General features: G+C 71.6%; 25 protein-coding genes. 6 read left to right on the plus strand and 19 right to left on the minus strand.

Annotated elements, in window-relative coordinates; translation table 11 throughout:
* Positions 1 to 96 precede the first annotated feature (96 nt).
* Together ACN263_RS19940 and ACN263_RS19945 are read right to left on the minus strand one after the other, a co-directional pair.
* Positions 97 to 864 (minus strand): enoyl-CoA hydratase/isomerase family protein, encoded by a 768-nt coding sequence (locus ACN263_RS19940; protein WP_422735892.1) that lies wholly within the window; start codon positions 862 to 864, stop codon positions 97 to 99.
* Between the two features lie 46 nt (positions 865 to 910).
* Positions 911 to 1,138 (minus strand): helix-turn-helix domain-containing protein, encoded by a 228-nt coding sequence (locus ACN263_RS19945; protein ID WP_007462679.1) that lies wholly within the window; start codon positions 1,136 to 1,138, stop codon positions 911 to 913.
* Between the two features lie 201 nt (positions 1,139 to 1,339).
* On the opposite strand from ACN263_RS19945, the gene ACN263_RS19950 reads away from it, so the two are divergent.
* Positions 1,340 to 1,939 carry a cadmium resistance transporter gene (locus ACN263_RS19950; protein ID WP_422735893.1) on the plus strand — a complete coding sequence of 200 codons (600 nt, stop codon included), beginning with the start codon at positions 1,340 to 1,342 and terminating at the stop codon, positions 1,937 to 1,939.
* Between the two features lie 61 nt (positions 1,940 to 2,000).
* Here ACN263_RS19950 and ACN263_RS19955 read toward each other — a convergent pair whose 3' ends face one another.
* Positions 2,001 to 3,605, minus strand: coding sequence for an ABC-F family ATP-binding cassette domain-containing protein (locus tag ACN263_RS19955; protein ID WP_422735894.1), 1,605 nt, complete (start codon positions 3,603 to 3,605; stop codon positions 2,001 to 2,003).
* A 262-nt stretch (positions 3,606 to 3,867) separates the two neighbouring features.
* Between ACN263_RS19955 and ypfJ the strand changes: the two genes are divergently transcribed.
* Complete coding sequence (gene ypfJ, locus ACN263_RS19960) at positions 3,868 to 4,791, plus strand: KPN_02809 family neutral zinc metallopeptidase (RefSeq protein ID WP_422735895.1); 924 nt, start codon at positions 3,868 to 3,870, stop codon at positions 4,789 to 4,791.
* A 62-nt stretch (positions 4,792 to 4,853) separates the two neighbouring features.
* On the opposite strand, the gene ACN263_RS19965 is transcribed toward ypfJ, so the two are convergent.
* The 13 genes from ACN263_RS19965 to ACN263_RS20025 form a co-directional block, all read right to left on the minus strand.
* Positions 4,854 to 5,219, minus strand: a complete 366-nt coding sequence (locus ACN263_RS19965; RefSeq protein WP_422735896.1) for a YybH family protein — start codon at positions 5,217 to 5,219, stop codon at positions 4,854 to 4,856.
* A 2-nt stretch (positions 5,220 to 5,221) separates the two neighbouring features.
* The gene (locus tag ACN263_RS19970; RefSeq protein ID WP_421472172.1) at positions 5,222 to 5,521 is read right to left on the minus strand and encodes a muconolactone Delta-isomerase family protein; all 300 of its coding nucleotides are present in this window, start codon (positions 5,519 to 5,521) and stop codon (positions 5,222 to 5,224) included.
* Between the two features lie 166 nt (positions 5,522 to 5,687).
* Positions 5,688 to 6,341, minus strand: a complete 654-nt coding sequence (locus ACN263_RS19975) for an acVLRF1 family peptidyl-tRNA hydrolase (protein ID WP_422735897.1) — start codon at positions 6,339 to 6,341, stop codon at positions 5,688 to 5,690.
* Positions 6,342 to 6,407: 66 nt separating this feature from the next.
* Complete coding sequence (locus ACN263_RS19980) at positions 6,408 to 7,040, minus strand: LysE family transporter (RefSeq protein WP_422735898.1); 633 nt, start codon at positions 7,038 to 7,040, stop codon at positions 6,408 to 6,410.
* Positions 7,041 to 7,772: 732 nt separating this feature from the next.
* Positions 7,773 to 8,381 (minus strand): TIGR03086 family metal-binding protein, encoded by a 609-nt coding sequence (locus ACN263_RS19985; protein WP_422735899.1) that lies wholly within the window; start codon positions 8,379 to 8,381, stop codon positions 7,773 to 7,775.
* A 175-nt stretch (positions 8,382 to 8,556) separates the two neighbouring features.
* Positions 8,557 to 9,102, minus strand: coding sequence for a metal-sulfur cluster assembly factor (locus tag ACN263_RS19990; RefSeq protein ID WP_422735900.1), 546 nt, complete (start codon positions 9,100 to 9,102; stop codon positions 8,557 to 8,559).
* 76 nt (positions 9,103 to 9,178) lie between these two features.
* On the minus strand, positions 9,179 to 9,652 hold the full coding sequence (gene sufU, locus ACN263_RS19995; protein ID WP_422740763.1) for a Fe-S cluster assembly sulfur transfer protein SufU: 474 nt from the start codon (positions 9,650 to 9,652) through the stop codon (positions 9,179 to 9,181).
* 2 nt (positions 9,653 to 9,654) lie between these two features.
* Entirely contained in the window at positions 9,655 to 10,959 is a 1,305-nt protein-coding gene (locus ACN263_RS20000) for a cysteine desulfurase (protein ID WP_422735901.1), read from the minus strand.
* A gap of 20 nt (positions 10,960 to 10,979) precedes the next feature.
* On the minus strand, positions 10,980 to 11,753 hold the full coding sequence (gene sufC, locus ACN263_RS20005; RefSeq protein WP_422735902.1) for a Fe-S cluster assembly ATPase SufC: 774 nt from the start codon (positions 11,751 to 11,753) through the stop codon (positions 10,980 to 10,982).
* Positions 11,753 to 12,079, minus strand: coding sequence for a non-heme iron oxygenase ferredoxin subunit (locus ACN263_RS20010; RefSeq protein WP_421472180.1), 327 nt, complete (start codon positions 12,077 to 12,079; stop codon positions 11,753 to 11,755). Before ACN263_RS20010 ends, sufC begins: the two co-directional genes overlap by 1 nt.
* Positions 12,079 to 13,224 carry a Fe-S cluster assembly protein SufD gene (gene sufD / locus ACN263_RS20015; protein ID WP_422735903.1) on the minus strand — a complete coding sequence of 382 codons (1,146 nt, stop codon included), beginning with the start codon at positions 13,222 to 13,224 and terminating at the stop codon, positions 12,079 to 12,081. The genes ACN263_RS20010 and sufD overlap by 1 nt, the downstream gene beginning before the upstream one ends.
* 55 nt (positions 13,225 to 13,279) lie before the next feature.
* The gene (gene sufB / locus ACN263_RS20020) at positions 13,280 to 14,710 is read right to left on the minus strand and encodes a Fe-S cluster assembly protein SufB (RefSeq protein WP_422735904.1); all 1,431 of its coding nucleotides are present in this window, start codon (positions 14,708 to 14,710) and stop codon (positions 13,280 to 13,282) included.
* On the minus strand, positions 14,707 to 15,408 hold the full coding sequence (locus ACN263_RS20025) for a helix-turn-helix transcriptional regulator (RefSeq protein WP_422740764.1): 702 nt from the start codon (positions 15,406 to 15,408) through the stop codon (positions 14,707 to 14,709). Before ACN263_RS20025 ends, sufB begins: the two co-directional genes overlap by 4 nt.
* A 194-nt stretch (positions 15,409 to 15,602) precedes the next feature.
* Here ACN263_RS20025 and ACN263_RS20030 point away from each other — a divergent pair, with 194 nt between their 5' ends.
* Positions 15,603 to 16,565: a COX15/CtaA family protein gene (locus tag ACN263_RS20030; protein WP_422735905.1), complete on the plus strand. Its 963-nt coding sequence runs from the start codon at positions 15,603 to 15,605 to the stop codon at positions 16,563 to 16,565.
* Between the two features lie 136 nt (positions 16,566 to 16,701).
* Here the strand turns inward: ACN263_RS20030 and ACN263_RS20035 are convergent, their stop codons facing one another.
* The 3 genes from ACN263_RS20035 to ACN263_RS20045 form a co-directional block, all read right to left on the minus strand.
* Positions 16,702 to 17,622: an ATP-grasp domain-containing protein gene (locus ACN263_RS20035; RefSeq protein WP_422735906.1), complete on the minus strand. Its 921-nt coding sequence runs from the start codon at positions 17,620 to 17,622 to the stop codon at positions 16,702 to 16,704.
* A gap of 15 nt (positions 17,623 to 17,637) precedes the next feature.
* A complete protein-coding gene (locus ACN263_RS20040; RefSeq protein ID WP_422735907.1) occupies positions 17,638 to 17,973 on the minus strand; it encodes a hypothetical protein in 336 nt (111 codons plus the stop codon).
* Positions 17,974 to 18,257: 284 nt separating this feature from the next.
* On the minus strand, positions 18,258 to 19,211 hold the full coding sequence (locus ACN263_RS20045) for a heme o synthase (protein ID WP_422735908.1): 954 nt from the start codon (positions 19,209 to 19,211) through the stop codon (positions 18,258 to 18,260).
* Between the two features lie 264 nt (positions 19,212 to 19,475).
* On the opposite strand from ACN263_RS20045, the gene tkt reads away from it, so the two are divergent.
* From tkt to ACN263_RS20060, 3 genes are read left to right on the plus strand one after another with little or no spacing between them, the layout of a single operon-like run.
* Positions 19,476 to 21,614, plus strand: coding sequence for a transketolase (gene tkt / locus ACN263_RS20050; RefSeq protein WP_422735909.1), 2,139 nt, complete (start codon positions 19,476 to 19,478; stop codon positions 21,612 to 21,614).
* A gap of 15 nt (positions 21,615 to 21,629) precedes the next feature.
* Entirely contained in the window at positions 21,630 to 22,808 is a 1,179-nt protein-coding gene (gene tal / locus ACN263_RS20055) for a transaldolase (protein WP_422735910.1), read from the plus strand.
* The gene (locus tag ACN263_RS20060) at positions 22,805 to 24,454 is read left to right on the plus strand and encodes a glucose-6-phosphate isomerase (protein WP_422735911.1); all 1,650 of its coding nucleotides are present in this window, start codon (positions 22,805 to 22,807) and stop codon (positions 24,452 to 24,454) included. Before tal ends, ACN263_RS20060 begins: the two co-directional genes overlap by 4 nt.
* The last annotated feature ends 1 nt before the right edge of the window (position 24,455 follow it).

Genomic DNA, 24,455 nt, shown 5'->3' on the forward strand with positions numbered 1-24,455 from the left:
ACCTCCGGGTCGTCGGGCGGACCGTACCGTCAGGTCAATTCTCCCGACAGGTGTGACAACCTCGGTCGTAACCCGGATCTTCCCGGGTGGTCCTTACTATTCGCCCCGGCCGGCGAGGTCGCGGAGGCGGCGGGTCTGCGCCTCACGCTCGGCCCGCTGCTGGTCGGCGTGCGACCGCCCGGCCGCGCCGGCGAGCAGCGCCTTGATCTCCACCACCGCGTCGCGCGCGCCGGCCAGCAGGCCCGCCGTCAGGTCACGGACCGCGTCGTCCAGCTCCGCCGAGGGTACGACGAGAGTGGCCAGCCCGATCCGGTCCGCCTCGGCGGCGTCCAGCCGGCGGCCCGTCGCGCAGATCTCCAGTGCCCGGGAGTAGCCGACGAGCTCGACGAGTCGCTTCGTACCGGCCAGGTCGGGCACCAGCCCGAGCGTCACCTCGGCCATCGAGAACTTCACATCCGTGGCGAGGACGCGCAGGTCACAGGCGAGGGCGAGCTGGAAGCCGGCACCGATCGCGTGCCCCTGCACCGCCGCCACCGAGATGACGTCCGGCCGGTGCAGCCAGGTGAAGCCGCCCTGGAACTCGGCGATCCGGTCCGCGCACTCGTCCTCGGGCAGCGTGGCCAGCTCGGCGAACGACCCCGGGCCGGACGCGCCGGCCACCGCGAGGTCGAGGCCGGCAGAGAACGCACGCCCCTCACCCCGTACCACCACCACCCGCACGTCACCGGGTAGGTCGCGCGAGAATTCGCTCATCGCGCGCCACATCGCGGGCGTCTGGGCATTGAGCACGTCGGGCCGGCACAACGTCACCGTGGCAACCGGCCCGTCGCAGGTCAGCCGAACCCCGGTCGCCTCGGTGGTCACCGGACTCCCCGGGGCGCGGCGTTGGTCAACGACGCGAAGGGGCGGATCACGCCTTCTTGCGGCGCCGGGCACCGCCGCGCTGACGCAGCTGAACCCCGGACTCGGTGAGCACTCGGTGGATGAACCCGTAGGAACGGCCGGTCGAGGCCGCCAGCGCGCGGATGCTCTCCCCCGAGGTGTACCGCTTTACCAGGTCCTTGGCGAGCGTCTGACGCTCGGCTCCGACGATCCGGCGACCCTTCTCAGTGCTGGTGGCTGTGCCAGTGGCTGCCATGCTGTGTCCTCACGTCCCAGACTGTGCGGTTCGGATACGGTCCCACCTATTAGACCGCCTCGAACGATCATGCGCCAGATATCAACTCTTCGCCAACCGACACGCTATGCAATGTCAGGTTCCCGATAGAGTGATCCTTCCGAACGGTCCCGCACGAGGGCACCTCGGCGCGGTGCCGCCTCCACCCGTACGCTCCCGGGCGTGATCGACCTGTTCGGCACCGCGGCCGGCGCGGCCGTGGTCTTCGCCGCCACCGACATCGACGACATCGTCATCCTCACGCTGTTCTTCGTCGCGGCCCGGACCACCGGCCGGCCCCGCACCTGGCAGATCGTCGCCGGCCAGTACCTCGGCATCGGCGCGCTCGCGGTGGCCAGCGCGGTGGTCGCCGCCGGGCTGCTCGTCGTGCCGGACCCGTGGACCGGGCTGCTCGGTCTGCTGCCGATCGCGCTGGGCGTCCGCGCGCTGTGGAGCGCCGACGACGACGAGCCCGCCACCGTCGTCACCGGCACGCTCGGGGTGGCCGGGGTGACCATCGCCAACGGCACCGACAACGTGGCCGTCTACGTACCCGTGTTCCGGGCGCTCGGCCCCGCCGACAGCGCGGCGTTCCTGCTGGTCTTCGTGGTGCTGATCGGCCTGTGGTGCGCCGCCGCGGCCTGGCTGGGCGGCCACCGGCGGGTGGTCGCGCTGGTGGAGCGGGCCGGGCACTGGCTGGTACCGGCGATCTTCGTCGCGATCGGCGTGGTGATCCTGGTCAGCTCCGGCGTGCTGGGCCACCTGGTCGACCTGCTGGGCTGACGCCGGGCGGCCAGGCCGCCTCGACAGCCCGGCGCTCAGGCCGCCTCGACGGTCCCGGGGGTCAGGCCAGCTCGACGAGTTCGAGCAGGTCGTCGCTCCAGGCGTCCTCGTCACCGTCGGGCAGCAGGATCGCGCGGTCCGGCTTGAGCGCGAGCACCGCACCCGGATCGTGCGTGACCAGCACGATCGCGCCCGGGTAGTTGGCGATCGCGTCGAGCACCTGCTCGCGGCTGACCGGGTCGAGGTTGTTCGTCGGCTCGTCGAGCAGCAGCACGTTGGCGCCCGAGCAGACCAGCGTGGACAGGGCCAGCCGGGTCTTCTCACCACCGGAGAGCACCCCGGCCGGCTTGTTCACGTCGTCGCCGGAGAACAGGAACGCGCCGAGGATCTTGCGCAGGTCGGTGTCGGACTGCTCGATGGCGGCGGCCCGCATGTTCTCCAGCACCGTCCGCTCCACGTCCAGCGTCTCGTGCTCCTGCGCGTAGTAGCCCAACCGCAGGCCGTGACCCGCGTGCACCTCGCCGGTGTCTGGGCTGAGCAGGCCGCCGAGCATCCGCAGCAGGGTCGTCTTCCCGGCGCCGTTGAGCCCGAGGATGGCCACCCGGGAGCCCCGGTCCACCGCCACGTTGACGTCGGTGAAGATCTCCAACGAGCCGTACGACTTGGACAGGCCGGTCGCGGTCAGCGGCGTCTTGCCGCACGGGGCGGGGCTGGGGAAGCGCACCTTCGCCACCCGGTCGGCGACGCGTACCTCCTCCAGGCCCGAGATCAGCTTCTCGGCGCGGCGGGCCATGTTCTGCGCGGCGACGGTCTTGGTGGCCTTGGCCCGCATCTTGTCGGCCTGCGCCATCAGCGCGCCGGCCTTCTTCTCGGCGTTGGCCCGCTCGCGGCGGCGGCGACGCTCGTCGGTCTCGCGGGCCTCCAGGTACGCCTTCCAGCCCAGGTTGTAGACATCGATCACGGAACGGGTGGCGTCGAGGAACCAGACCTTGTTGACCACCGACTCCAGCAGCGCGCCGTCGTGGGAGATCACGATGAGCCCGCCCTTGTGGTTGGCGAGGAACCCGCGCAGCCAGGTGATCGAGTCGGCGTCCAGGTGGTTCGTCGGCTCGTCGAGCAGCAGGATGCCGCCGCCGTTCTCACCGGCGTCGCGGAAGAGGATCCGGGCCAGCTCGATGCGGCGGCGCTGACCGCCGGAGAGGGTGCCGATGGTCTGGGCAAGCGCGCGGTCCGGCAGCCCGAGGTTGGCGCAGATCCGGGCGGCCTCGGCCTCGGCGGCGTACCCACCGAGGGCGGCGAACTGGTCCTCCAGCGCGCCGTAGCGGCGGACCAGCTTCTCGTCGGCGTCCTCGGCGAGGCGTTCCTCGAGCTCCTTCATCTGGGCCATCAGCACGTCCAGGCCGCGGGCGGAGAGCACGCGGTCGCGGCCGGTGACCTCCAGGTCGCCGGTGCGCGGGTCCTGCGGGAGGTAGCCGATGGCGCTGCGCTGGTCGATCTGGCCGCCGTACGGCTGCCCCTCACCGGCGAGCACCTTGAGGGTGGTGGTCTTGCCGGCGCCGTTGCGGCCGACCAGGCCGATCCGGTCACCGGGCTGCACGCGCAGGGTGGTGTCGGACAGCAGGATCCGGGAGCCGGCGCGCAGTTCCAGGCCGGTTGCAGTGATCATGTCGTGGGACTCGCTCTCGGGGTCTGGAAGGCTGACTCAGGGCACGCGAAAGCGCCGGCGGGCGGTGGGCCCGTCGGCGCGGGGCGGTTCAGCCTTCGCAGCGCGGCACGGCGACAAGTGTACCGGGCGCCCGGGTGCGACCCGCTCGGATTACCGATCAAGATCATCGGGTACCGGAACGCCTGTCCGGACCCCGTCCGGCACTCAGGCGACGAAACGACACACACACGACATTCACCGACTTCAGGCGATCGGGGTCAGCATGGAACTCAACGAGCGGGCCGAGCTCGACACCTCCCAGGCCAACGACCTGGGCCGCGGCAGCGGCGGCGGGGGCGGGGGCATGGGCATCCCCATCCCGGGAGGCGGCGGCCGGGGCGGCATCATCGGCATCGTGGTCGCCGTCATCATCGCCCTGCTCGGCGGCGGCTTCGGTCTGAACGCGATGACCAACGGCGACGAGGGCGGCCAGGCCGGCGGTGACGACCTCGACCAGGTGTGCTCCACCGCGAACCCGGACCGTCTCCAGGACGCGCGCTGCCGCAACCTGCTCTACGTCAACAGCATCCAGGACTACTGGAAGAAGGCGTACCCGGAGCTGGGCAACGGCACCTACGAGCCGACCACCACGAACTTCTTCCAGCAGGCCGTGAACACCGGCTGCGGGCAGGCCGACTCGGGCGTCGGCCCGTTCTACTGCCCCGCCGACCAGAAGGTCTACATCGACCTGAGCTTCTACGACGAGCTGGCCACCCGGTTCGGGGCCAAGGGCGAGTTCGCCCAGCCGTACGTGCTCGCCCACGAGTACGGCCACCACGTCCAGGACCTGCTCGGCACCAACGCGAAGGCCGGCCAGGGCGACCAGAGCGGCCCCAAGTCCGCCTCGGTGCGGCTCGAGTTGCAGGCCGACTGCTACGCGGGCGCCTGGGCCAGGCACGCCACCGAGAGCAAGGACAAGAGCGGCAAGGAGCCGCTGTTCAAGTCGATCACCGAGACCGACATCAGCCAGGCCGTCGACACCGCCGAGGCGATCGGTGACGACAGCATCCAGGAGCGCTCGGGCGGGCGGGTCAACCCGGACCAGTTCACCCACGGCACGTCCGAGCAGCGCAAGCGCTGGTTCAGCCAGGGCTACGACAAGGGCGACCCGAAGACCTGCGACACCTTCGGCACCGACCAGCTCTGACACCCGTACACCTCGACCGTGGCAGGCCCTCGGCGGGCCTGCCACGGTCGTCGTTTCGGCGCTCAGTCGAGCTTCGACACCTGGTAGTGCCCGATCAACCAGGCGTCGCCGACCCGGCGAACCACCACGCCGAGGTGCACGGTCAACGCCGGCCGGTCGACGAAGCCGAACTCGACCTCCAGATAGCCGAGGACCACGTCGGCGGCGAACCGCCGGGTCTCCCGGATCTCGTACGCGGCCGTCAGGCCGAGCGGCTGCCCGGCGTAGTACTCGGCGACCCCCTCCCGGCCGACGGCGTACGGGTGCAGGCCCTGAAAAATCGCGTCATCGGTGAAGACCGACGCGACGCGGTCCGGTTCGTGGGCGTCGACCGCCGACCGCCACCGCTCCAGGACGGTCCGCAGGATCTCCTCCTCGCTGCTGGCCACGGTCACCTCCCCGGCCAGCCCGGATCGTTCGGGTGCGGCGTCAACGGCGTGACGGTCTCGCGCCGCCAGGCGCGCAGCGGCATCGACGCGAGGACCGCCTCCAACTCGTCCGCGTCGGCGGCCTCGAAGAGCCCCCAGGTACGCCACTCCCCCGGCGCCAGCGGCGGCCGCCACAGCCGCAGCAGACTGCCCTGCGCCGTCAACTCGGCCGAGCGCGCCGCCTCCCGCGCACGCATCTCGGCAACCCCGTCCTCCGACGTGCCGTCGGGCACCGTCGTCACCATGTCCACCAGGAACTCCACCCGCCCATCCTCCGACCACCCGCGCCGCACCACGCCGCGAACCCCCGATCGGGTGGCGGCCGTCTCCGCTCCGGATTCGACCGGGCGGGCGCTGGCGGGGGCCCGGCGGGGCATGGGCGGCGGTCCGGCGGGCGACCCGATCGGGCACGAGCGGCGGCCGTCGCGGTCAGTCCGGGGCCGGGTCGCGCAGCCGGATCCGTACCGCCCGAGCCGCGCCCACCGCCGCGACCAGCACCGCGTGCCGAGGCTCCGGCACGTCGAGCAGCCGCTCGGCCCGCAGCGGCACGAGCGGGGCCAGCCGCCGGTCCGCGAGCACCGTGTCCACGGCCCGCCGGTCACCGCCGCAGACGAGGGCCGCCAGGTTCGCCGCCTCCGGCAGCAGCAGCCGTACGGCCAGGTCCGCCGCGTCACCCAGCGCCGCCTTGGCCTGGTTGTCGCGCCGCCGGGCGAACCGGTGCTGCGACCAGCCACCGGCCGCGGTGCGCCCCTGCACGTACCGGGTGTCCACCTTGGAGACCACCAGCTCGGTGCCCTGCGCCACGCCGATCGCCACCGCACCCTTGCGGGCCAACAGCAGACCGATCCGGTACGAAGTGCCGGCGGCGGCCACGAAGGCGGCCACGTCGGCGCTGGCGGGCGACCCGGGCGGAGTGTGCAGTTCGGCGGTGGCTCCGTCGGGGGCGGTGAGCAGCAGCCCGTACCCCTGCACGGTGGTGGTGGGCGGGCCGTGCCGGTCGGCGAAGCCCTCGACCCAGCGACCGACGCGGGCCGGGTCGACCTCGACCCACCGGCCTCCCCCGGCGGCGGGTCGACTGGTCACCGCCCGACCGTACACGGCCGGCCCGGGTCGACGGCCAACCCGGCCTCGCCCGCGGCGGGCAGGTCGTCAGCCGGGCAGCAGCGCGGCCACCGCCAACGCGGCGATGAGGACGCTGGACAGCACACCCGTGATCAGCCGTCCCCGCGGACCGGTCAGCGCCCGGCCGACCACAGTGCCGCCACCGGCGATGAGCAGTTGCCAGCTCGCCGACGCCAGGAACACGCCGGCCACGAAGGAGACCGCCGGCAACAGTCCCGCGTCGGCCGTGTCCGGACGACCGAGCACCAGCGCGACGAAGTAGAGCACCGTCGTCGGATTCAGCAGGGTCAACCCGAGCAGCGCCGCGTAGGCCCGACCCGGAGTGCCCATGCCCCGCCCGCCCCGCGCCGTCGGCGCTTCCCGCGCCCGGTGGGCGGCCCAGGTCCGCCAGAAGCCGTGCACCGCGAGCGCGAACAGGACCACGGCGGCAATCACCCGCAGCGGACCGGCGATCGGCGCGATGACCCCCGCCAGGCTGGCGCCGCCCAAAGCGGCCACCGCCGCGTAGAGCCCGTCGGCCGTTGCCACCGCGAGCGCCGCCGCCGCGCCGACCCCGAACGAGGTACGGGCACTGAGCCCCAGGATGAGGATCGCGATCGCGCCCACCGGAATGGCGACGCCGTAGCCGGCCACCACGCCGGCGAGGAACGCCCCGCTCACGGCCGTCGGCGTCGGATCGAGGCCCGCCCCGGCACCGGCAGCTGTCGACGACCGGCAGTCGTCGCAGGGACCAGAACCCGCATCGCGTACGCCTCAATCACATCGGCATCCTCCGCGCCGACACCCACCCCCGCAACGCAGTTTCCCGCGCCCCGCCCGCGCCCCGCCCGCGCCCCGCCCGCGCCCCGCCCGCGCCCCGCCGCGCCCCGGCCGCGCCCCGGCCGCGCCCCGGCCGCGCCCCGGCCGCGCCCCGGCCGCGCCGATCTTGCACTTGCGAACGCCGACATGTCCATCTTCGCGACATAAGTCTGGGCAGAAAGTGCAAGATCGGCGTCGTGGAAGACCCCGCGCCCCGCGCCCCGCGCCCCGCGCCCCGCGCCCCGCGCCCCGCGCCCCGCGCCCCGCGCCCCGCGCCCCGCGCCCCGCGCCCCGCGCCCCGCGCCCCGCGCCCCGCGCCCCGCGCCCCGCGCCCCGCGCCCCGCGCCCCGCGCCCCGCGCCCCGCGCCCCGCGCCAAGATCCTCACAACATCACCGATGTTGCTGCCTCAGACACGCGGGAAGCAGCAACATCGGTGATGTTGCGCGGATCTTGCCGGGGCCGGTCGGCCGATGGGCCCGTCCGGGGGCGGGCGAGCCGAGTGCCGGTCTGAAGATCGTGCTCGAACCACGATGTAGTGGCCTCGGCACGTCGCCGAGGCCACTACATCAATGATCGAGCGAGATCTTGGTCGGTCAGTGCCGCGCCCCGGTCCAGCGGGGGTCGCGGCCGAGGTAGGAAAGCAGCGCCGTGACGTCGTCGGCCTCCGCGCCCGGGTCGAGCGCCGCCGCGTACGCGCCGTAGTTCCGCAGCGGCTCGACGATCTGCCGGGCGACGTCGAGCAGGGGTCGGGCCAGATCGTCGCTCAACGGGGACGGCTGGCCGATGGCCACCGCGATGTCCCAGGCGTGCACCGCCGCGTCGAGGGCGGCGGCGACGGCAGCCAGGTGGGCCGGCAGCGCGCCGTGCGGCAGCGGCGTCGGCACCTGCGGGTCGTCGTCAGCGACTCCCGCCCAGGCGCGGGCGGACGCGTCGAGGGCGGCGTACAGGCCGGTCAGCTTGTCCCCCTCGATCCGCCCGGAGGGTGCGAACGGGTCCTCCTCCGGCCCCGACCCGCCGGTGATCGCCGCGACGTAGGCCAACTGGTCGCCGGTCGCGTGCTGGAGCACCTGGGTGACCGTCCACCGCTCGCAGGGGGTGGAGAGGTCCCAGGCATCGGTCGGGATCCCCTCGGCGGTCGTCCGCAGCACCCGGTACGCCTCGTCGAGCACGATCCTCCACTGCCCCACTGCCGTCTCGTTCATTGTCCCGACCCTCTCCGCCGACCCGTCGATTCACCTCGTGAAACGGAACGTTCCGCTCCGTTCTGAGTTCAGCCTACCAGACCGGAACGATCCGTTCCAAGAGAAGATTCACCTTGAACGAAGTCGAGCGCGGCACCCGACGGGGTGCCGCGCTCGACGAGCGGTGAAGACGAGGTCAGACGTTGAAGCCGAGGGAACGGAGCTGGTCCCGACCCTCGTCGGTGATCTTGTCCGGACCCCACGGCGGCAGCCAGACCCAGTTGATCCGGATGTCGTTGACCAGGCCGCCACCGGGGCCGGTGGTCAGCGCCTGCCGGGCCTGGTCCTCGATCACGTCGGTCAGCGGGCACGCCGCCGAGGTGAGCGTCATGTCCAGGGTCGCGACGTTCTCGTCGTCGACGTGCACCCCGTACACCAGGCCCAGGTCGACCACGTTGATGCCCAGCTCCGGGTCGACGACGTCCTTCATCGCCTCCTCGATGTCGGCGATCATGGCCTTGCTGACGCCACCCGCCGGGGCGACGTCACCCGCCGGGGCAGCGCCACCCGCCGGGGCAGCGTCACCCGCCGGGGCAGCGCCACCCGCCGGGGCACCGTCGCCCGCCGGGACTGCGGCTTCGCCCGCCGGGGCGGTGGCGTCGCCACTCACCGCGCCGGTCTGCGCCGCGACGGTCTCGTCGGCCTCCGGCGTCGCCGCCGTAGCCGTGTTCTCGCTGCTCATGCCGTCTCTCCGCTTCGCTCCGTGACGCCATGAGGCACCACCGCGCCGAACCACTGATTCGCTCGCTGACGCTCGCTCATGCCTTCACCTCCGGGCTCACGCCCACACCGGCGCGTGCCGCGGCGTCCTTGAACGCCATCCACGGCAGCAGCGCGCACTTGACCCGGGCGGGATAGCGGGCCACACCCGCGAAAGCCACCCCGTCACCGAGTACGTCCTCGTCCGGCGTGACCTGGCCACGTCCGGACATCAACTCGACGAACGCCTCGTGCACCTCGAATGCTTCCCCGGCGCCCCGACCGCGCAGCAACTCGTGCAGGACGCTCGCCGACGCCTGGCTGATCGAGCAGCCCATGCCGTCGTACGAGATGTCGTGCAGGACGTCGCCGTCGGTGGCCACCCGGATGGTGACCTCGTCGCCGCAGGTCGGGTTGACGTGGTGCGCCTCCGCGACCTGGTCGGTCGGGTCGTCGGCGTCACGCAGACCACGCCCGTGCGGGTGCTTGTAGTGGTCCAGGATGATCTCCTGGTAGAGCTGGTCGAGCTGCACCATCAGTCGAACACCTTCCGTACCTGCTCCAGACCGCCCACCAGGGCGTCGATCTCCCCGGTGGTGGTGTAGAGGTAGAACGACGCCCGGGTCATCGCCGGTACGCCGAACCGGCTGCACACCGGCTTCGCGCAGTGGTGCCCCACCCGCACCTGCACACCCAGCGAGTCGAGGACCTGACCCACGTCGTGGGGGTGCACGTCGCCCAGGGCGAACGAGATGGTGCCACCCCGGCCGATCGGTACGGTCGGGCCGAAGATCCGCAGGTCGGGCACCGAGCCGAGGGCGTCCAGCGCGTACGCCGTCAGCTCCTTCTCGTGCCACTGGATGGCCGCCATGCCGATGCCGGTGAGGTAGTCGACCGCCGCGCCCAGCGCGACCGCCTCGGCGATCGGCGGGGTGCCCGCCTCGAAACGGGCCGGCGGCGCGGCGAACGTCGACCGGGCCATGGTCACCGTCTCGATCATCGAGCCGCCGCCCATCACCGGCGGCATGGCCGCCAGCAGCTCACCGCGCCCCCAGAGCACGCCGATGCCGGTCGGGCCGAGCATTTTGTGCCCGGTGAACACGATGTAGTCGGCGTCCAGGTCGACCACGTCGATGGGCAGGTGCGGCACGGACTGCGAGCAGTCCAGCAGCAGCAGCGCGCCCACCTCGCGGACCCGCGCGGTGATCCGGGAGGTGGCGTTGACGGTGCCGAGGATGTTCGACACGTGCACCAGCGAGACGATCTTCGTCCGTTCGGTGACCAGGTCTTCCAGGCCCGACTCGTCCAGCCGGCCCTGGTCGGTCACGGGGAACCAGCGCAGGGTCGCGCCGGTGCGCTCGCAGAGCAGCTGCCACGGGACGATGTTCGAGTGGTGCTCCATCTCGGAGATCACCACCTCGTCGCCGGGGCCGAGCCGGAACCGGGGGTCGCCGTCCGGACGCAGCGAGGCGTTGGAGAAGGCGTACGCCACGACGTTGATCGCCTCGGTGGAGTTCTTGGTGAACACCACCTCGTCGACGCTCGGGGCGTTGATGAACGCGGCGACCTTGGCCCGCGCCCCCTCGTACGCCTCGGTGGCCTCGGTGCCCAGCGTGTGCACCGAGCGCGACACGTTGGCGTTGTGCCGCGCGTAGTGCTCGTCGAGCACGTCGAGCACCTGCCGGGGCTTGTGCGAGGTGTTGGCGCTGTCGAGGTAGACCAGCGGATGCCCGTTGATCTCCCGATCGAGGATCGGGAAATCGGCGCGCACCCGGGCCACGTCGAAACGCGGCACGTCGTCGTACTGCGGCATCCCCTCGGGGATCGCGATGCTGGTCATCTCGGCAGTGCCTTCCCCGCTCAGGCCTTGGCCGTGCCGGCCCCGGCGGCGTACCGCTCGTAGCCCTCGGCCTCGAGCTTGTCGGCCAGCTCCGGGCCGCCCTGCTCGACGATCCGGCCGGCCACGAAGACGTGCACGAAGTCCGGCTTGATGTAGCGCAGGATCCGCGTGTAGTGGGTGATCAGCAGTACGCCGGTGTCACCGGTGTCGCGGACCCGGTTGACGCCCTCGCTGACCACGCGCAGCGCGTCCACGTCGAGACCCGAGTCGGTCTCGTCGAGGATGGCGATCTTCGGCTTGAGCAGCTCCAACTGGACGATCTCGTGCCGCTTCTTCTCACCGCCGGAGAAGCCCTCGTTGACGTTGCGCTGGGCGAACGCCGGGTCCATCTGGAGGCGCTCCATCGCGCCGCGCAGCTCGCCGCCCCAGGTGCGCAGCTTCGGCGCCTCGCCGTCGACGGCGGTCTTGGCGGTCCGCAAGAAGTTCGCCACCGAGACGCCGGGCACCTCGACCGGGTACTGCATGGCCAGGAAGAGGCCGGCGCGGGCGCGCTCGTCGACCGTCATGGCGAGAACGTCCTCGCCGTCGAGGGTCACCGTGCCGCCGGTGATCTCGTACTTGGGGTGACCGGCGATCGAGTACGCCAGGGTCGACTTGCCGGAACCGTTCGGGCCCATGATCGCGTGGGTCTCACCGGACTTCACGGTCAGGTCGACGCCGGCCAGGATCGGCTTGAGCTCACCCTCGGGCAGCTTGACCGACACCTTCAGGTCGCGGATCTCCAGGGTGCTCATTATCGGGTCACTCCATTACTCGGCGTCAGGCTCAGGTAGATGTCGCCGTCGCGGACTTCGACGGGGTAGACGGGTACGGGTTCGGTGGCCGGCAGGCCGCTGGGCGCGCCGGTGCGCAGGTCGAAGCGCGAGCCGTGCAACCAGCACTCCAGCGTGCAGCCGTCGACCTCACCCTCGGAGAGGGCGACCGCGGCGTGCGAGCACTCGTCGTAGGCGGCGTAGAACTGGCCGTCCTCGGCGTGCACCAGGGCGATCGGCGTGCCGTCGACCTCCGCGCGGATGGCGGTGCCCTTCGGCACGTCCTCGGTGGAGCAGATCCGGATCATCAGGCGCCGGCCTTGGCGAGCCGGGCCTCGATCGCGTCGCCCAGGCGCTCGCGCAGCTCCTCGACCGGGATCTTGTTGATCACCTCGGCGAAGAAGCCGCGGACCACCAGGCGCCGGGCCTCACCCTCCGGGATACCCCGGGCCATCAGGTAGAACAACTGCTCGTCGTCGAAGCGGCCGGTCGCGCTGGCATGGCCCGCGCCGGCGATCTCGCCGGTCTCGATCTCCAGATTGGGTACGGAGTCCGCGCGCGCGCCGTCGGTGAGCAGCAGGTTCCGGTTGATCTCGTACGTGTCGGTGCCGGTCGCCTCGGCCTGGATCAGCACGTCGCCGACCCAGACGGTGTGCGCGTCCGCGCCCTGCAACGCGCCCCGGTAGCCGACGTAGCTGCGGCAGTCCGGCACGTTGTGGTCGACCAACTGGCGGTGCTCCAGGTGCTGGCCGCCGTCGGCGAAGTAGACGCCGTACAGCTCGGCCTCGCCGCCCCGGCCGGTGTACTCCACCGAGGTGAACTGCCGGACCAGGTCGCCGCCCAGGGACACCTGGATGTGGATGACCTTGGCGTCCCGGCCCAGCTTGATCTTCAGGTGCTGGGCCTGGACCGCGTCGTCGGCCCAGTCGGCGACCGTGACCAGTGTCAGCTTCGCGCCGTCGGCCACGGCCACCTCGACGTTGTCGGCCAGCGTGGCCGACCCGACGTGCTCCAGCACCAGGGTCGCCTCGGCGAAGCGGCAGACCTCGACGAACGTGTGGCCGAACGCCGGCTGCTCGGCGCCCGTGCCGACCACCCGCAGGCTCACCGGCTCGCCGAGCACCACATCCTGCGCCACCCGCACCAGCAGGGCGTCGGCGGCAGCGCCGTACGCCAGCGCGCTGACCCGGTCGACCGGGGTGAGCACGCTGCCGACCCGCTCGTCGTCCCGGCCGATCCGCGTGACGGAGACGCCCTCGGGCAGGTCGCCGTACTCGTGCCGGACCGTGCCGGTCGTGGCCGGCGCCTCGGCGACCAGGCCGCGGAGGCGCTTGAGCGGGGTGAAACGCCACTCCTCCTCCAGGCCGGTGAGGGCCGGGAAGTCGGCGACGTCGTACGAGCGCAGCGCCTGCGACTTGGTGCTGGGCGGCGGCGCGGAAGCCTGGGTAGTCATCTCTTCCTTGGTCTGTTCTCTGCTGCGACGACGGTGTCTGGTGGTACGGGCGGCGTCAGCCGACCGCGCCCTCCATCTGGAGCTCGATGAGCCGGTTCAGCTCCAGCGCGTACTCCATCGGGAGCTCCTTGGCGATCGGCTCGATGAAGCCACGCACGATCATGGCCATCGCCTCGTCCTCGCTCAGACCCCGGCTCATCAGGTAGAAGAGCTGGTCATCGCTGATCTTGGAGACGGTCGCCTCGTGCCCCATCGACACGTCGTCCTCGCGGATGTCGACGTACGGGTAGGTGTCCGAGCGCGAGATGGTGTCGACCAGCAGCGCGTCGCACTTGACCGTGCTGCGGCTGTGGTGCGAGCCCTCCAGCACCTGCACCAGGCCCCGGTACGAGGTCCGGCCGCCACCACGGGCGATCGACTTCGACACGATGGTGCTGCTCGTGTGCGGTGCCGCGTGCACCATCTTGGCGCCGGCGTCCTGGTGCTGACCCTCGCCGGCCATCGCCACCGAGAGCACCTCACCCTTGGCGTGCTCGCCGGTCATGTAGACCGCCGGGTACTTCATGGTCACCTTCGAGCCGATGTTGCCGTCGACCCACTCCATGGTCGCGCCCTCGTGGCAGACGGCGCGCTTGGTGACCAGGTTGTACACGTTGTTCGACCAGTTCTGGATGGTCGTGTAGCGGCAGCGCGCGTTCTTCTTCACGATGATCTCCACGACCGCGCTGTGCAGCGAGTCCGAGGAGTAGAGCGGCGCGGTGCAGCCCTCGACGTAGTGCACGTACGCACCCTCGTCGACGATGATCAGCGTCCGCTCGAACTGGCCCATGTTCTCCGTGTTGATCCGGAAGTAGGCCTGCAGCGGGATCTCCACGTGCACGCCCTTCGGCACGTAGATGAACGATCCACCCGACCACACGGAAGTGTTCAGCGCGGCGAACTTGTTGTCGCCGACCGGGATCACCGTGCCGAAGTACTCCTTGAAGATGTCCTCGTGCTCCCGCAGCGCGGTGTCGGTGTCGAGGAAGATGACGCCCTGCTCCTCAAGGTCCTCACGGATCTTGTGGTAGACGACCTCCGACTCGTACTGCGCCGCGACACCCGCGACCAGCCGCTGCTTCTCCGCCTCCGGGATGCCCAGCCGGTCGTACGTGTTCTTGATGTCCTCGGGCAGGTCCTCCCAGCTGGTGGCCTGCTTCTCGGTGGACCGCACGAAGTACTTGATGTTGTCGAAGTCGATGCCGGTGAGGTCCGCGCCCCAGGCCGGCATCGGCTTGCGGCCGAACAGCCGCAGGCCCTTCAGGCGCAGGTCGAGCATCCAGGCCGGCTCGTTCTTCTTGGCCGAGATGTCCCGCACCACCGCCTCGTTGAGGCCGCGCTGGGCGACCGCCCCGGCGGCGTCCGGGTCGGACCAGCCGTACTCGTAGCGACCCAGGGCGGCGAGCTGCTCTTCCTGGGTCAGGGGCTGGACGATCTGCTCGGTCATCTATCTGTCCTCACAGTGGTGACGGGATTACCGGATGGAGCACGGCCCGGCTGGGTCGGGATGTGCGTCGTGCACACCCCGTCGCCGTGCGCGATGGTGGCCAGGCGCTGCACGTGGGTGCCGACCAGACGGGAGATCACCGCGGTCTCGGCCTCGCACAGCTGGGGAAACTCGGCGGCCACGTGCGCCACCGGGCAGTGGTGCTGACAGAGCTGGCCGCCGGAGGCGATCGTGGTCGCGTTGGCAGCGTAACCCTCGGCGGTCAGCGCTCCGGCGAGTGCCTCGGCCCGCGCGAGGGGGTCGTCGCCGGCGTCCTCCATGGCGGCCCGGCAGCGCGACTCGAGTGCGGAGACCTGTTCGGCGGCGAACGCCTCGACCGCGTCCGGACCACCGCTGCGGGCGATCCAGCGCAGCGCGGCGGTGGCCATGTTGTCGTAGTGGTGCGTGCCACAGCGGCCGCGAGCCGCCTCGGTCAGCACGAACACCTTGGCCGGACGGCCCCGGCCACGGCTGCCCTGCACCGCCTGCTCGCGGGCGACCACGTCACCGTCGGCGAGCATCGCGTCCAGGTGCCGGCGGATCGCCGCCGGGCTGAGGCCGAGCGCCAGACCGAGCTGCGCGGCGGTCGTCGCGCCCCGCTCCAGCAACAGCTGGGTGACCCGGTCCCGGGTGGAGGTCTCGGTCGCGGGCCCGCCCAGGACGGACGACGCGGCCCCGACGAGGGCGGACGCGGACGCGCCGACGGCCGGGACGGCCGCCGACTGGTGCCCGGAGAGCGCCGCCGCGTTTTTCACAACGCCAACGTTACGTAATTGCCCGGAGGGTGGCAAACCCGGGCCCCGGTGATCCGAACCACCGAGCCGGCGGAGTCGGACGAACCTCGATCACTACGGTGCGTAGGATTTGCGCCGTGAACCGAATCGTCCGTCCGGTATCCGGCGTCCTGCTGCGCCGCCTCGCGCTCGCCTCGATCATCGCGAACGTGGCAATCGTCGTCACCGGCGGGGCGGTCCGGCTGACCGCGTCGGGCCTCGGCTGCCCCACCTGGCCCCGGTGCACCGACGACTCGTACGTCACCACCCCCGAGATGGGCGTGTACGGGGTGATCGAGTTCAGCAACCGGATGCTGACCTTCGCGGTCGGCCTCATCGCGCTGGCCACCGTGCTGGCGGTGCTGACCCACCGGCCCCGCCGACCCGGGCTCCTCGCCCTCGCCGTCGCCGTGTTCCTGGGCATCCCCGCCCAGGCGGTGATCGGCGGCATCACGGTCCTCACCAACCTCAACCCGTGGGTGGTCGGGCTGCACTTCCTCGCCTCGATGGCGGTGATCGCCGCCGCGTACGCCCTCTGGCGGCGGATCGGCGACCCGGACGGCCCGACGGTCGCCGTGGTGCCCACTCCCCTGCGTACGCTGGCCCGGGTCACCACCGGCGTCACCGTCGCGGTACTGGTGATCGGCACCTGGGTCACCGGCAGCGGACCGCACGCCGGGGACCACGGCGCGGCCCGCAACGGCCTGGACCCGGAGTCCATCTCCCAGGTGCACGCCGACGGGGTCTTCCTGCTGATCGGCCTGTCGGTGGCGCTCGTCTTCGCGTTCCGTGCGGTGGGCGCACGACGGGCCACCCGGGCCGCAGTGGTCCTGCTGGCGGTGGAGCTGGGTCAGGGGGTCATCGGCTTCGTGCAGTACTTCACCCACGTGCCGGCGCTCCTGGTCGGCGCGCACATGCTCGGCTCGTGCCTGGTGCTCCTGGCCGCCCTAGCGGTCCAGTGGTCCACCCGTGAACGCCACCCGGCAACCCCGGCACCCCACGCCGAAGCCCACGAACCCACAGCAGTCCCCGCCCCCGCCTAACACCCCTGCGCCTGCTCAAGATCTGCACAGCATCGGGGATGTTGCTGCTTCCCGCGGCCGGGAGACAGCAACATCCGCGATATTGCGCGGATCTTGGGGCACACGCCGCCGGGCGCGCCGGCGCGACGGTGCGGGGTCAGGCCGGGCGGGCGAGGTGGGTGGCGATGGCGGTGGCGAAGCGGTCGGCGGCGCCGTCGGCGTACCCGAGGAAGAGCGACGGTTCGGTGAGCTCCACCTCGACCAGGACCGGGTCGCCGTCCGGGCCGGGGATCAGGTCCACCCGGGCGTAGAGGAGCTGCCGGGTGCCGCCGGGCAGCGCGGCGAGGGTGCGCTCCGCGACCGCCAACTGCTCGTCCCCGGCGGTACGGGGGCTGATCTCCTCGTCCTTGTACAGCTCGTCCGGGCCGAGGTCCGGGCCGGTCAGCATCGGGCCCTTGCGGATGGCGTGACTGAACGCGAGACCGTCCGGGCCGGCCAGGAAGAGCAGCGCGGTCTCACCCTCGGTGTCGACGGCGCGCAGGTACGGCTGGACCATCGTCGTCCGGCCGGCGGCCGAGAGGCGGCGTACGTGCGCCTCGGCCAGGGTGCGGTGCTCCGGGTCGGCCAGGTCGTAGCGGCCGGTGTCCTGGCTGCCCGCGCTGACCGCCGGCTTGATCACGTACTCGCCGGAGTCGGCGGGCGGGGACCAGGTCTGGCCCGGCTCGACCCAGGAGGTCGGCACGGTGGGCACTCCGGCGGCGCTCATTTCGCCGAGATAGCGCTTGTCGGTGTTCCACCGCACCACGTCGGCCGGGTTGACCAGGGTGGGCACGGTGGCGGCCCAGGCGACGAACTCGTCGCGGCGCAGCGCGTAGTCCCAGGGCGAGCGGAGCACGACCAGGTCGTACGTGGACCAGTCGACGTCCGGGTCGTCCCAGACGGCGACCTCGGCGGTGATCCCCCGCGCGGCGAGTGGGTCGAGGACGAGGCGGTCGTCGGAGTCGAGGTCGGCCAGGCGGGAGCAGGTGACGAGAGCGACCCGGGGTTTCCCCCGGGTCGACTGGTGGTGGTTGGTCAATTTCAGCTATCTATCTCAGCGGGCCATCGTGCGCCGGGCCATCGACCGCCAGAGGTCGTTGCTCGGTCGCATCTGGTCCATCAGTTCACGCTCCCAGGCGTTCTCGACGGTGACTCCCGCCGTGGCGCACGCCTCCCGGGCCGTGACGGTGTCCTCGGCGAACTGGTCGCCCCACTCACCGTCGCCGCCCACGAGGACGATCCGTGCGCCGCGCTTACCGACGTACTCGATGACGGCCTTCGCGCCGCCGTGCGCGGCGGCGAACGACTTGAGACCCGCGACCAGACCCTGCGGGGCCCGCTCGCCGGAGGTCTGCTCGGCCGTCAGCGTCGTATCGGAACCATCTGCCATGACGCGAAGCCTAAGCAGAGTTCCACTCGCGCGGGCGAGAACCATGAACCTTTTGTGATGCCAATTACCTACGGGTTTAAGGACGAGCACCGACTTTTTGTCCGATTAAATCAGGACTTTCCCGCCGTAACCGCTGGAGCAAACCAGCGCGGAAACCCCGCAGGTTGAGCCGATCCGACTCATGCCGAAAGTTACTCTGATGTGACGTTAAACCGGGACAACTCATCCACGGTGATGATTGGTCCAGAGCTCCGCCGCGACGCGAGCCGCGTCGCAGCGCCGGCTCAGATCAGCGCGTCGAGCGCGACGGCCACGAACACGATCGTCAGGTACGTCGTGGACCAGTGGAACAGCCGCATCGGCTTGACCGCCTCGCCGCGCGTCGCCCGCCGGCAGAGCTTGTGCGCCTCGAGGATGAAGATGGCGCCCACCACCAGGGTCGGCACGCCGTAGATCGCGCTCAGCCCCAGCGGCCAGACAGCGAGGGAGGTCAGCACGGTGAGCCAGGCGAAGATCAGGATCTCGGCGTTCACCCGACGGATCGACGCCACCACGGGCAGCATCGGGATACCGGCGCGGGCGTAGTCGTCCTTGTACTTCATGGCCAGCGGGTAGAAGTGCGGCATCTGCCAGAAGAAGACCACCGCGAACAGCGCCCAGGCCGCCGGGGCGAGCCCGCCGGTGACCGCCGCCCAGCCGATGAGCACCGGGGCGGCTCCGCAGGCGCCGCCCCAGAAGGTGTTCGTCGGGGTGGAGCGCTTGAGCCACATCGTGTAGATGACGTCGTAGTAGACGATCGCGGCGAGCGTCAGCCCGGCGGCGAGCAGGTTGGTGAACACCGCCATCAGCACGATCGAGACCGCCGCCAGCACCAGGCCGAAGACCAGCGCGCTCCGGGGCGACACGGTGTGCGCCGGCAGCGGACGCCGCTTGGTGCGCCGCATCAACTGGTCGATGTCCCGGTCGATGTAGCAGTTGAGGACGCTGGCCGCCCCCGCGGCGAGCGAGCCACCGATGAGCACCACGGCCATCAACCACAGCGAGGGCAGGCCGCCCTCGGCCAGCATCATCGCCGGAACGGTGGTGACCAGCAGCAGCTCGACGATGCGCGGCTTGGTCAGCGCCACGTACGCCGACACGATCGCGCGTACGTCCCGCCGCGCCACCGGACCCTCGGCCGCCCGTGCCGGGGATTGCCCGGCGGGGTTGCTCGCGGGGCGCTCGGTGATCATGCTCACGGATTGCCACCTTCCGGCATCGGCACGGGGAGATCGGACCGGCGAGGCCCGCTCGGGGACCGCACACCGACCCACACACTACGCGTTGTCGTTTTGGCTGCCCGGCCGACCCGACAACGGTGCGGGCCGTCACACCACCGGGTTGAACCACCTGGCCGACCGTCACGTACCGCACACCATGCGAGATCCCCGGGCGGACGTTTAGTCACGCTCGATAGGGTCACCAGTGAGGGTTCCGCCCATCTGCCGAGGAGCACAACCATCGTGGCTGCCAACCGACCCGAGCACTCCGCACTCAACTGGTCCGACCTCGATCGCCGGGCCGTCGACACCGTCCGCGTGCTGGCCATGGATGCCGTGGAGAAATCCGGCAACGGCCACCCGGGCACCGCGATGAGCCTCGCGCCCGCGGCCTATCTCCTGTTCAACCGGGTCATGCGGCACAACCCGGCCGACCCGAACTGGCCCGGCCGGGACCGGTTCGTGCTCTCCGCCGGCCACTCCAGCCTGACGCTCTACATCCAGCTCTTCCTGTCCGGCTACCCGCTGAGCCTGGACGACCTGAAGTCGCTGCGCCAGTGGGGCTCGATGACCCCGGGCCACCCGGAGCACGGGCACACGCCGGGCGTCGAGACCACCACCGGTCCGCTCGGACAGGGTCTGGGCAACGCCGTCGGCATGGCCATGGCGGCCCGCCGCGAGCGTGGCCTGTTCGACCCGGAGGCCGAGCCGGGCACGTCGGTCTTCGACCACAACATCTGGTGCATCGCCTCGGACGGCGACATCGAGGAGGGCATCAGCCACGAGGCCAGCGCCCTCGCCGGTCACCAGCAGCTGGGCAGCCTCACGCTGATCTACGACGACAACGAGATCTCGATCGAGGACGACACCCGGATCGCCAAGAGCGAGGACGTGGCGGCGCGCTACGAGGCGTACGGCTGGCACGTGCAGACCGTGGACTGGCGCACCGGCGACGCCGACCAGGGCGACTACCACGAGAACGTCGAGGCGCTCTACGACGCGCTCATGGCCGCCAAGGCGGAGACCACCCGCCCCTCCTTCATCGCGCTGCGCACCATCATCGGCTGGCCCGCGCCCAACAAGCAGAACACCGGCAAGATCCACGGTTCGGCGCTCGGCGCGGACGAGGTCAAGGCCACCAAGCGCATCCTCGGCTTCGACCCGGAGCAGACCTTCCAGGTCGACGAGGAGGTGCTGGGTCACGCCCGTACCGTGATGGGTCGCGGCTCGGACGCCGAGCAGGAGTGGACCGCGTCGTTCGACGCCTGGAAGAAGGCCAACCCGGAGCGCACGGCGCTCTACGAGCGGCTCGCCGGTCGGGTGCTGCCCGACGGCTGGACCGACGCGCTGCCGGTCTTCCCCGCCGACGCCAAGGGGGTCGCCACCCGGGCCGCGTCCGGCAAGGTGCTGGAGGCGCTCGCGCCGGTGCTGCCGGAGCTGTGGGGCGGCTCGGCCGACCTGGCCGAGAGCAACAACACCACCATGAAGGGCGAGCCGTCGTTCATCCCGGCCGCGCACGCCACCAAGGACTTCCCGGGTCACGAGTACGGCCGCACGCTGCACTTCGGCATCCGTGAGCACGCCATGGGCGCGATCCTGAACGGCATCGCCCTGCACGGCGGCACCCGCCCCTACGGCGGCACGTTCCTGGTGTTCAGCGACTACATGCGCCCGTCGGTACGGCTGGCCGCGCTGATGAAGCTGCCCGTGACGTACGTCTGGACGCACGACTCGATCGGCCTGGGCGAGGACGGCCCGACCCACCAGCCGGTGGAGCACCTGACCGCGCTGCGGGCCATTCCGGGCCTGGACGTGGTCCGCCCGGCGGACGCCAACGAGACGGCGTGGGCCTGGCGGCAGGCGCTGGAGCACACCGACCGGCCGACCGCGCTGGCGCTGAGCCGCCAGCCGCTGCCGACCCTGGACCGGGACGTGCTGGGTGGCGCGGAGGGGGTGGCCAAGGGTGGCTACGTGCTGGCGGAGGCGTCCAACGGCAAGCCCCAGGTGATCATCATCGGCACCGGGTCCGAGGTGCAGCTCGCGCTGACCGCCCGGGAGCGGCTGGAGGCCGACGGCACCCCGACCCGGGTCGTCTCGATGCCCTGCCAGGAGTGGTTCTACGAGCAGGATGAGGCGTACCGGGAGTCGGTGCTCCCTCGCGGGGTAAAGGCACGGGTGAGCGTGGAGGCGGGCATCGCGATGTCCTGGCGCGGCATCGTCGGTGACCTCGGCGAGAGCGTCAGTCTGGAGCACTACGGCGCGAGCGCCCCGCACACCGTGCTCTTCGAGCAGTTCGGGTTCACCCCCGACCGGATCGTGGCGGCGGCGCACGCCTCGCTGGCCCGGGTGGGCGACATCACCGGTTTCACGACCGGCAACTGAGGGAGCGTGGACGGCATGACCGACAAGCTGAATGAGCTGACCGCCGCGGGTGTGGCGGTCTGGCTCGACGATCTCTCCCGGGTGCGGCTGAGCTCCGGCGGGCTGGACCAGCTCCGCCGCGAGAAGCACGTGGCCGGGGTGACCACCAACCCGACCATCTTCGCGAAGGCGCTCAGCGACGCCGACGAGTACAACTGGCAGCTGCGCGACCTGGCCACCCGTGGCGTGGACGTGGAAGAGGCCGTCCGGATGCTCACCACGTACGACGTGCGGTGGGCCTGCGACGTGATGCGCCCGTCGTACGACGGCAGCGCCGGCGTGGACGGCCGGGTCTCGATCGAGGTGGACCCGCGCAGCGCGCACGACGCGGACAAGACGGTCGCCGAGGCCAAGGCGCTGTGGTGGCTGGTCGACCGGCCCAACCTGTTCATCAAGATCCCGGCCACCGAGGAGGGCCTGTCGGCCATCACCGACACGCTCGCCGAGGGGATCAGCGTCAACGTCACGCTGATCTTCGGTCTGGACCGCTACTCGGCGGTCATGGAGGCCTTCCTGACCGGCCTGGAGCGGGCCAAGGCCAACGGCCACGACCTGTCCACCATCGGCTCGGTCGCGTCGTTCTTCGTCTCCCGCGTCGACTCCGAGGTCGACAAGCGGCTGGAGAAGATCGGCTCGGACCAGGCCAAGGCGCTGCGCGGCAAGGCCGCCGTGGCCAACGCGCAGCTCGCGTACGAGCGCTACACCGAGGTCTTCTCCTCGGACCGGTGGAAGGCGCTGGAGGCGGCCGGGGCGCACCCGCAGCGCCCGCTGTGGGCCTCCACCTCGACGAAGAACCCGGACTACCGGGACGTCATCTACGTGGAGGAGCTGATCGCCGCGGGCACGGTCAACACCATGCCGGAGTCGGTCATCCACGCGTACGCCGATCATGGCGAGACCCGCGGTGACACCGTCACCGGGTCCTACGACGCGGCCCGCAAGGTCTTCACGGACCTGGAGTCGGTCGGGGTGGACATGGCCGACGTGATCGCCACGCTGGAGCGCGAGGGCGTGGAGAAGTTCGAGGCGAGCTGGCAGGAGCTGCTCGACGGCGTCAGCAAGTCGCTGCAGGCCGCGGCGAAGGGCACGGGCGAGCCGAACAAGGCCGCCGCGGGCAACGCCGAGGCTGCCCAGAAGGCCGGTGGTAACGCATGAGCGACGTGCTCGCCGGGCCGGCGGAGATGGCTGCCGGGCTCGCCGTCCACGGCGCGGACGCGGTCGACAAGGCCGCGCCCGCCTCGACCCGGGAGGCGCTGGTCAAGGCCGGCGTCCCCGGGCGGCTGGCCGCCAAGGACGCCACCCTGTGGGGTCCGGACGCCGAGGCCGAGGCGAAGATCCGGCTCGGTTGGGTGGACACCCACCAGCGCAGCCGGGAGTTGCTGGCGCAGCTCGCCGAGCTGAAGGCGGAGCTGGCCGACCTGGACCACGTGGTGCTCGCCGGCATGGGCGGCTCGTCGCTCGCCCCCGAGGTGATCACGCGGACCCTGGGTCGGCCGTTGACCGTGCTGGACACCACCGACCCGGGCCAGGTCCGCGCGGCCCTCGGTGACCGGCTGGAACGCACCGTCGTGGTGGTCGCCAGCAAGTCCGGCTCGACGGTGGAGACCGACAGCCACCGCCGCGCCTACTGGCAGGCATTCCTGGACGCCGGGATGACCGAGGCGGAGGCCGGCCGGCACTTCGTCATCGTCACCGACCCGGGCTCGCCGCTGGAGACGACCGCGTCGGAGATGGGCGCGTTCACCGTGCTCGCCGACCCGAACGTGGGCGGCCGGTACTCCGCGCTGACCGCGTTCGGGCTGGTGCCGTCCGCGCTGGCCGGCGTCGACGTGTCCGAGCTGATCGACCAGGCCGACGCGTTGGCCCAGTCGCTCGCCGCCGACCAGGACAACCCGGCGCTGGCGCTGGGCGCCGCCCTGGGCGCCGCCGCCACGCTGGCCCGCGACAAGGTCGCCCTGGTGTCCGACGGCACCGGCATCGACGGCCTCGGCGACTGGGCCGAGCAGCTCATCGCCGAGTCGACCGGCAAGGCCGGCGTGGGCATCCTGCCGGTGGTCGTGGAGTCACCGCAGAGCCCCGGCGCGACCGGGCCCGACGTGCTGACCGTCAGCTACGGCGGCGCGCTGGCCGCCGGTGACGTGCCGGGCGGTGGCGGCAACCCGGACGTGGCCGTCAACGGCCCGCTCGGCGCGCAGTTCCTGGCCTGGGAGTACGCCACCGCGGTGGCCGGCGTGGTGCTCGGCATCGACCCGTTCAACCAGCCGAACGTCACCGAGTCCAAGGAGAACACCAACAAGATCCTGGCGTCGGGACCGCCGGCCGAGACGCCGTCGTTCACCGAGGGCGCGATCGAGGTGTACGCGCCGCAGGGCGCTCCGGGTGACCTCACCGGCGTGCTGCGGTGGCTGCTCGACGGGCTGGGCGAGGACGGTTACCTGGCGGTCATGGCGTACCTCGACCGGTTCGCCGACGCCGACGCGGCCCGGCTGCGCCCGCTGCTGGCCGGCGCCTCCGGACGGCCGGTCACCTTCGGCTGGGGGCCGCGGTTCCTGCACTCCACCGGCCAGTACCACAAGGGTGGTCCGCAGGTCGGCAGCTACCTGCAGGTGACCGGCGCGGTCGCGGAGGACCTGGACGTGCCGGGCAAGCCGTACACCTTCGGCGAGTTGCAGGCGGCGCAGGCCGCCGGCGACCGGCAGGCCCTTGCCGGCCGGGAGCGGCCGGTGCTGCGGCTGCACCTGACCGACCGGGCAGCCGGCGTCGCCCAACTACTCGACGCGGCCGGTGAGCTGCGGGCGTGAG

This window comes from Micromonospora sp. WMMD729, from assembly GCF_049315225.1.
GTDB lineage: Bacteria > Actinomycetota > Actinomycetes > Mycobacteriales > Micromonosporaceae > Micromonospora.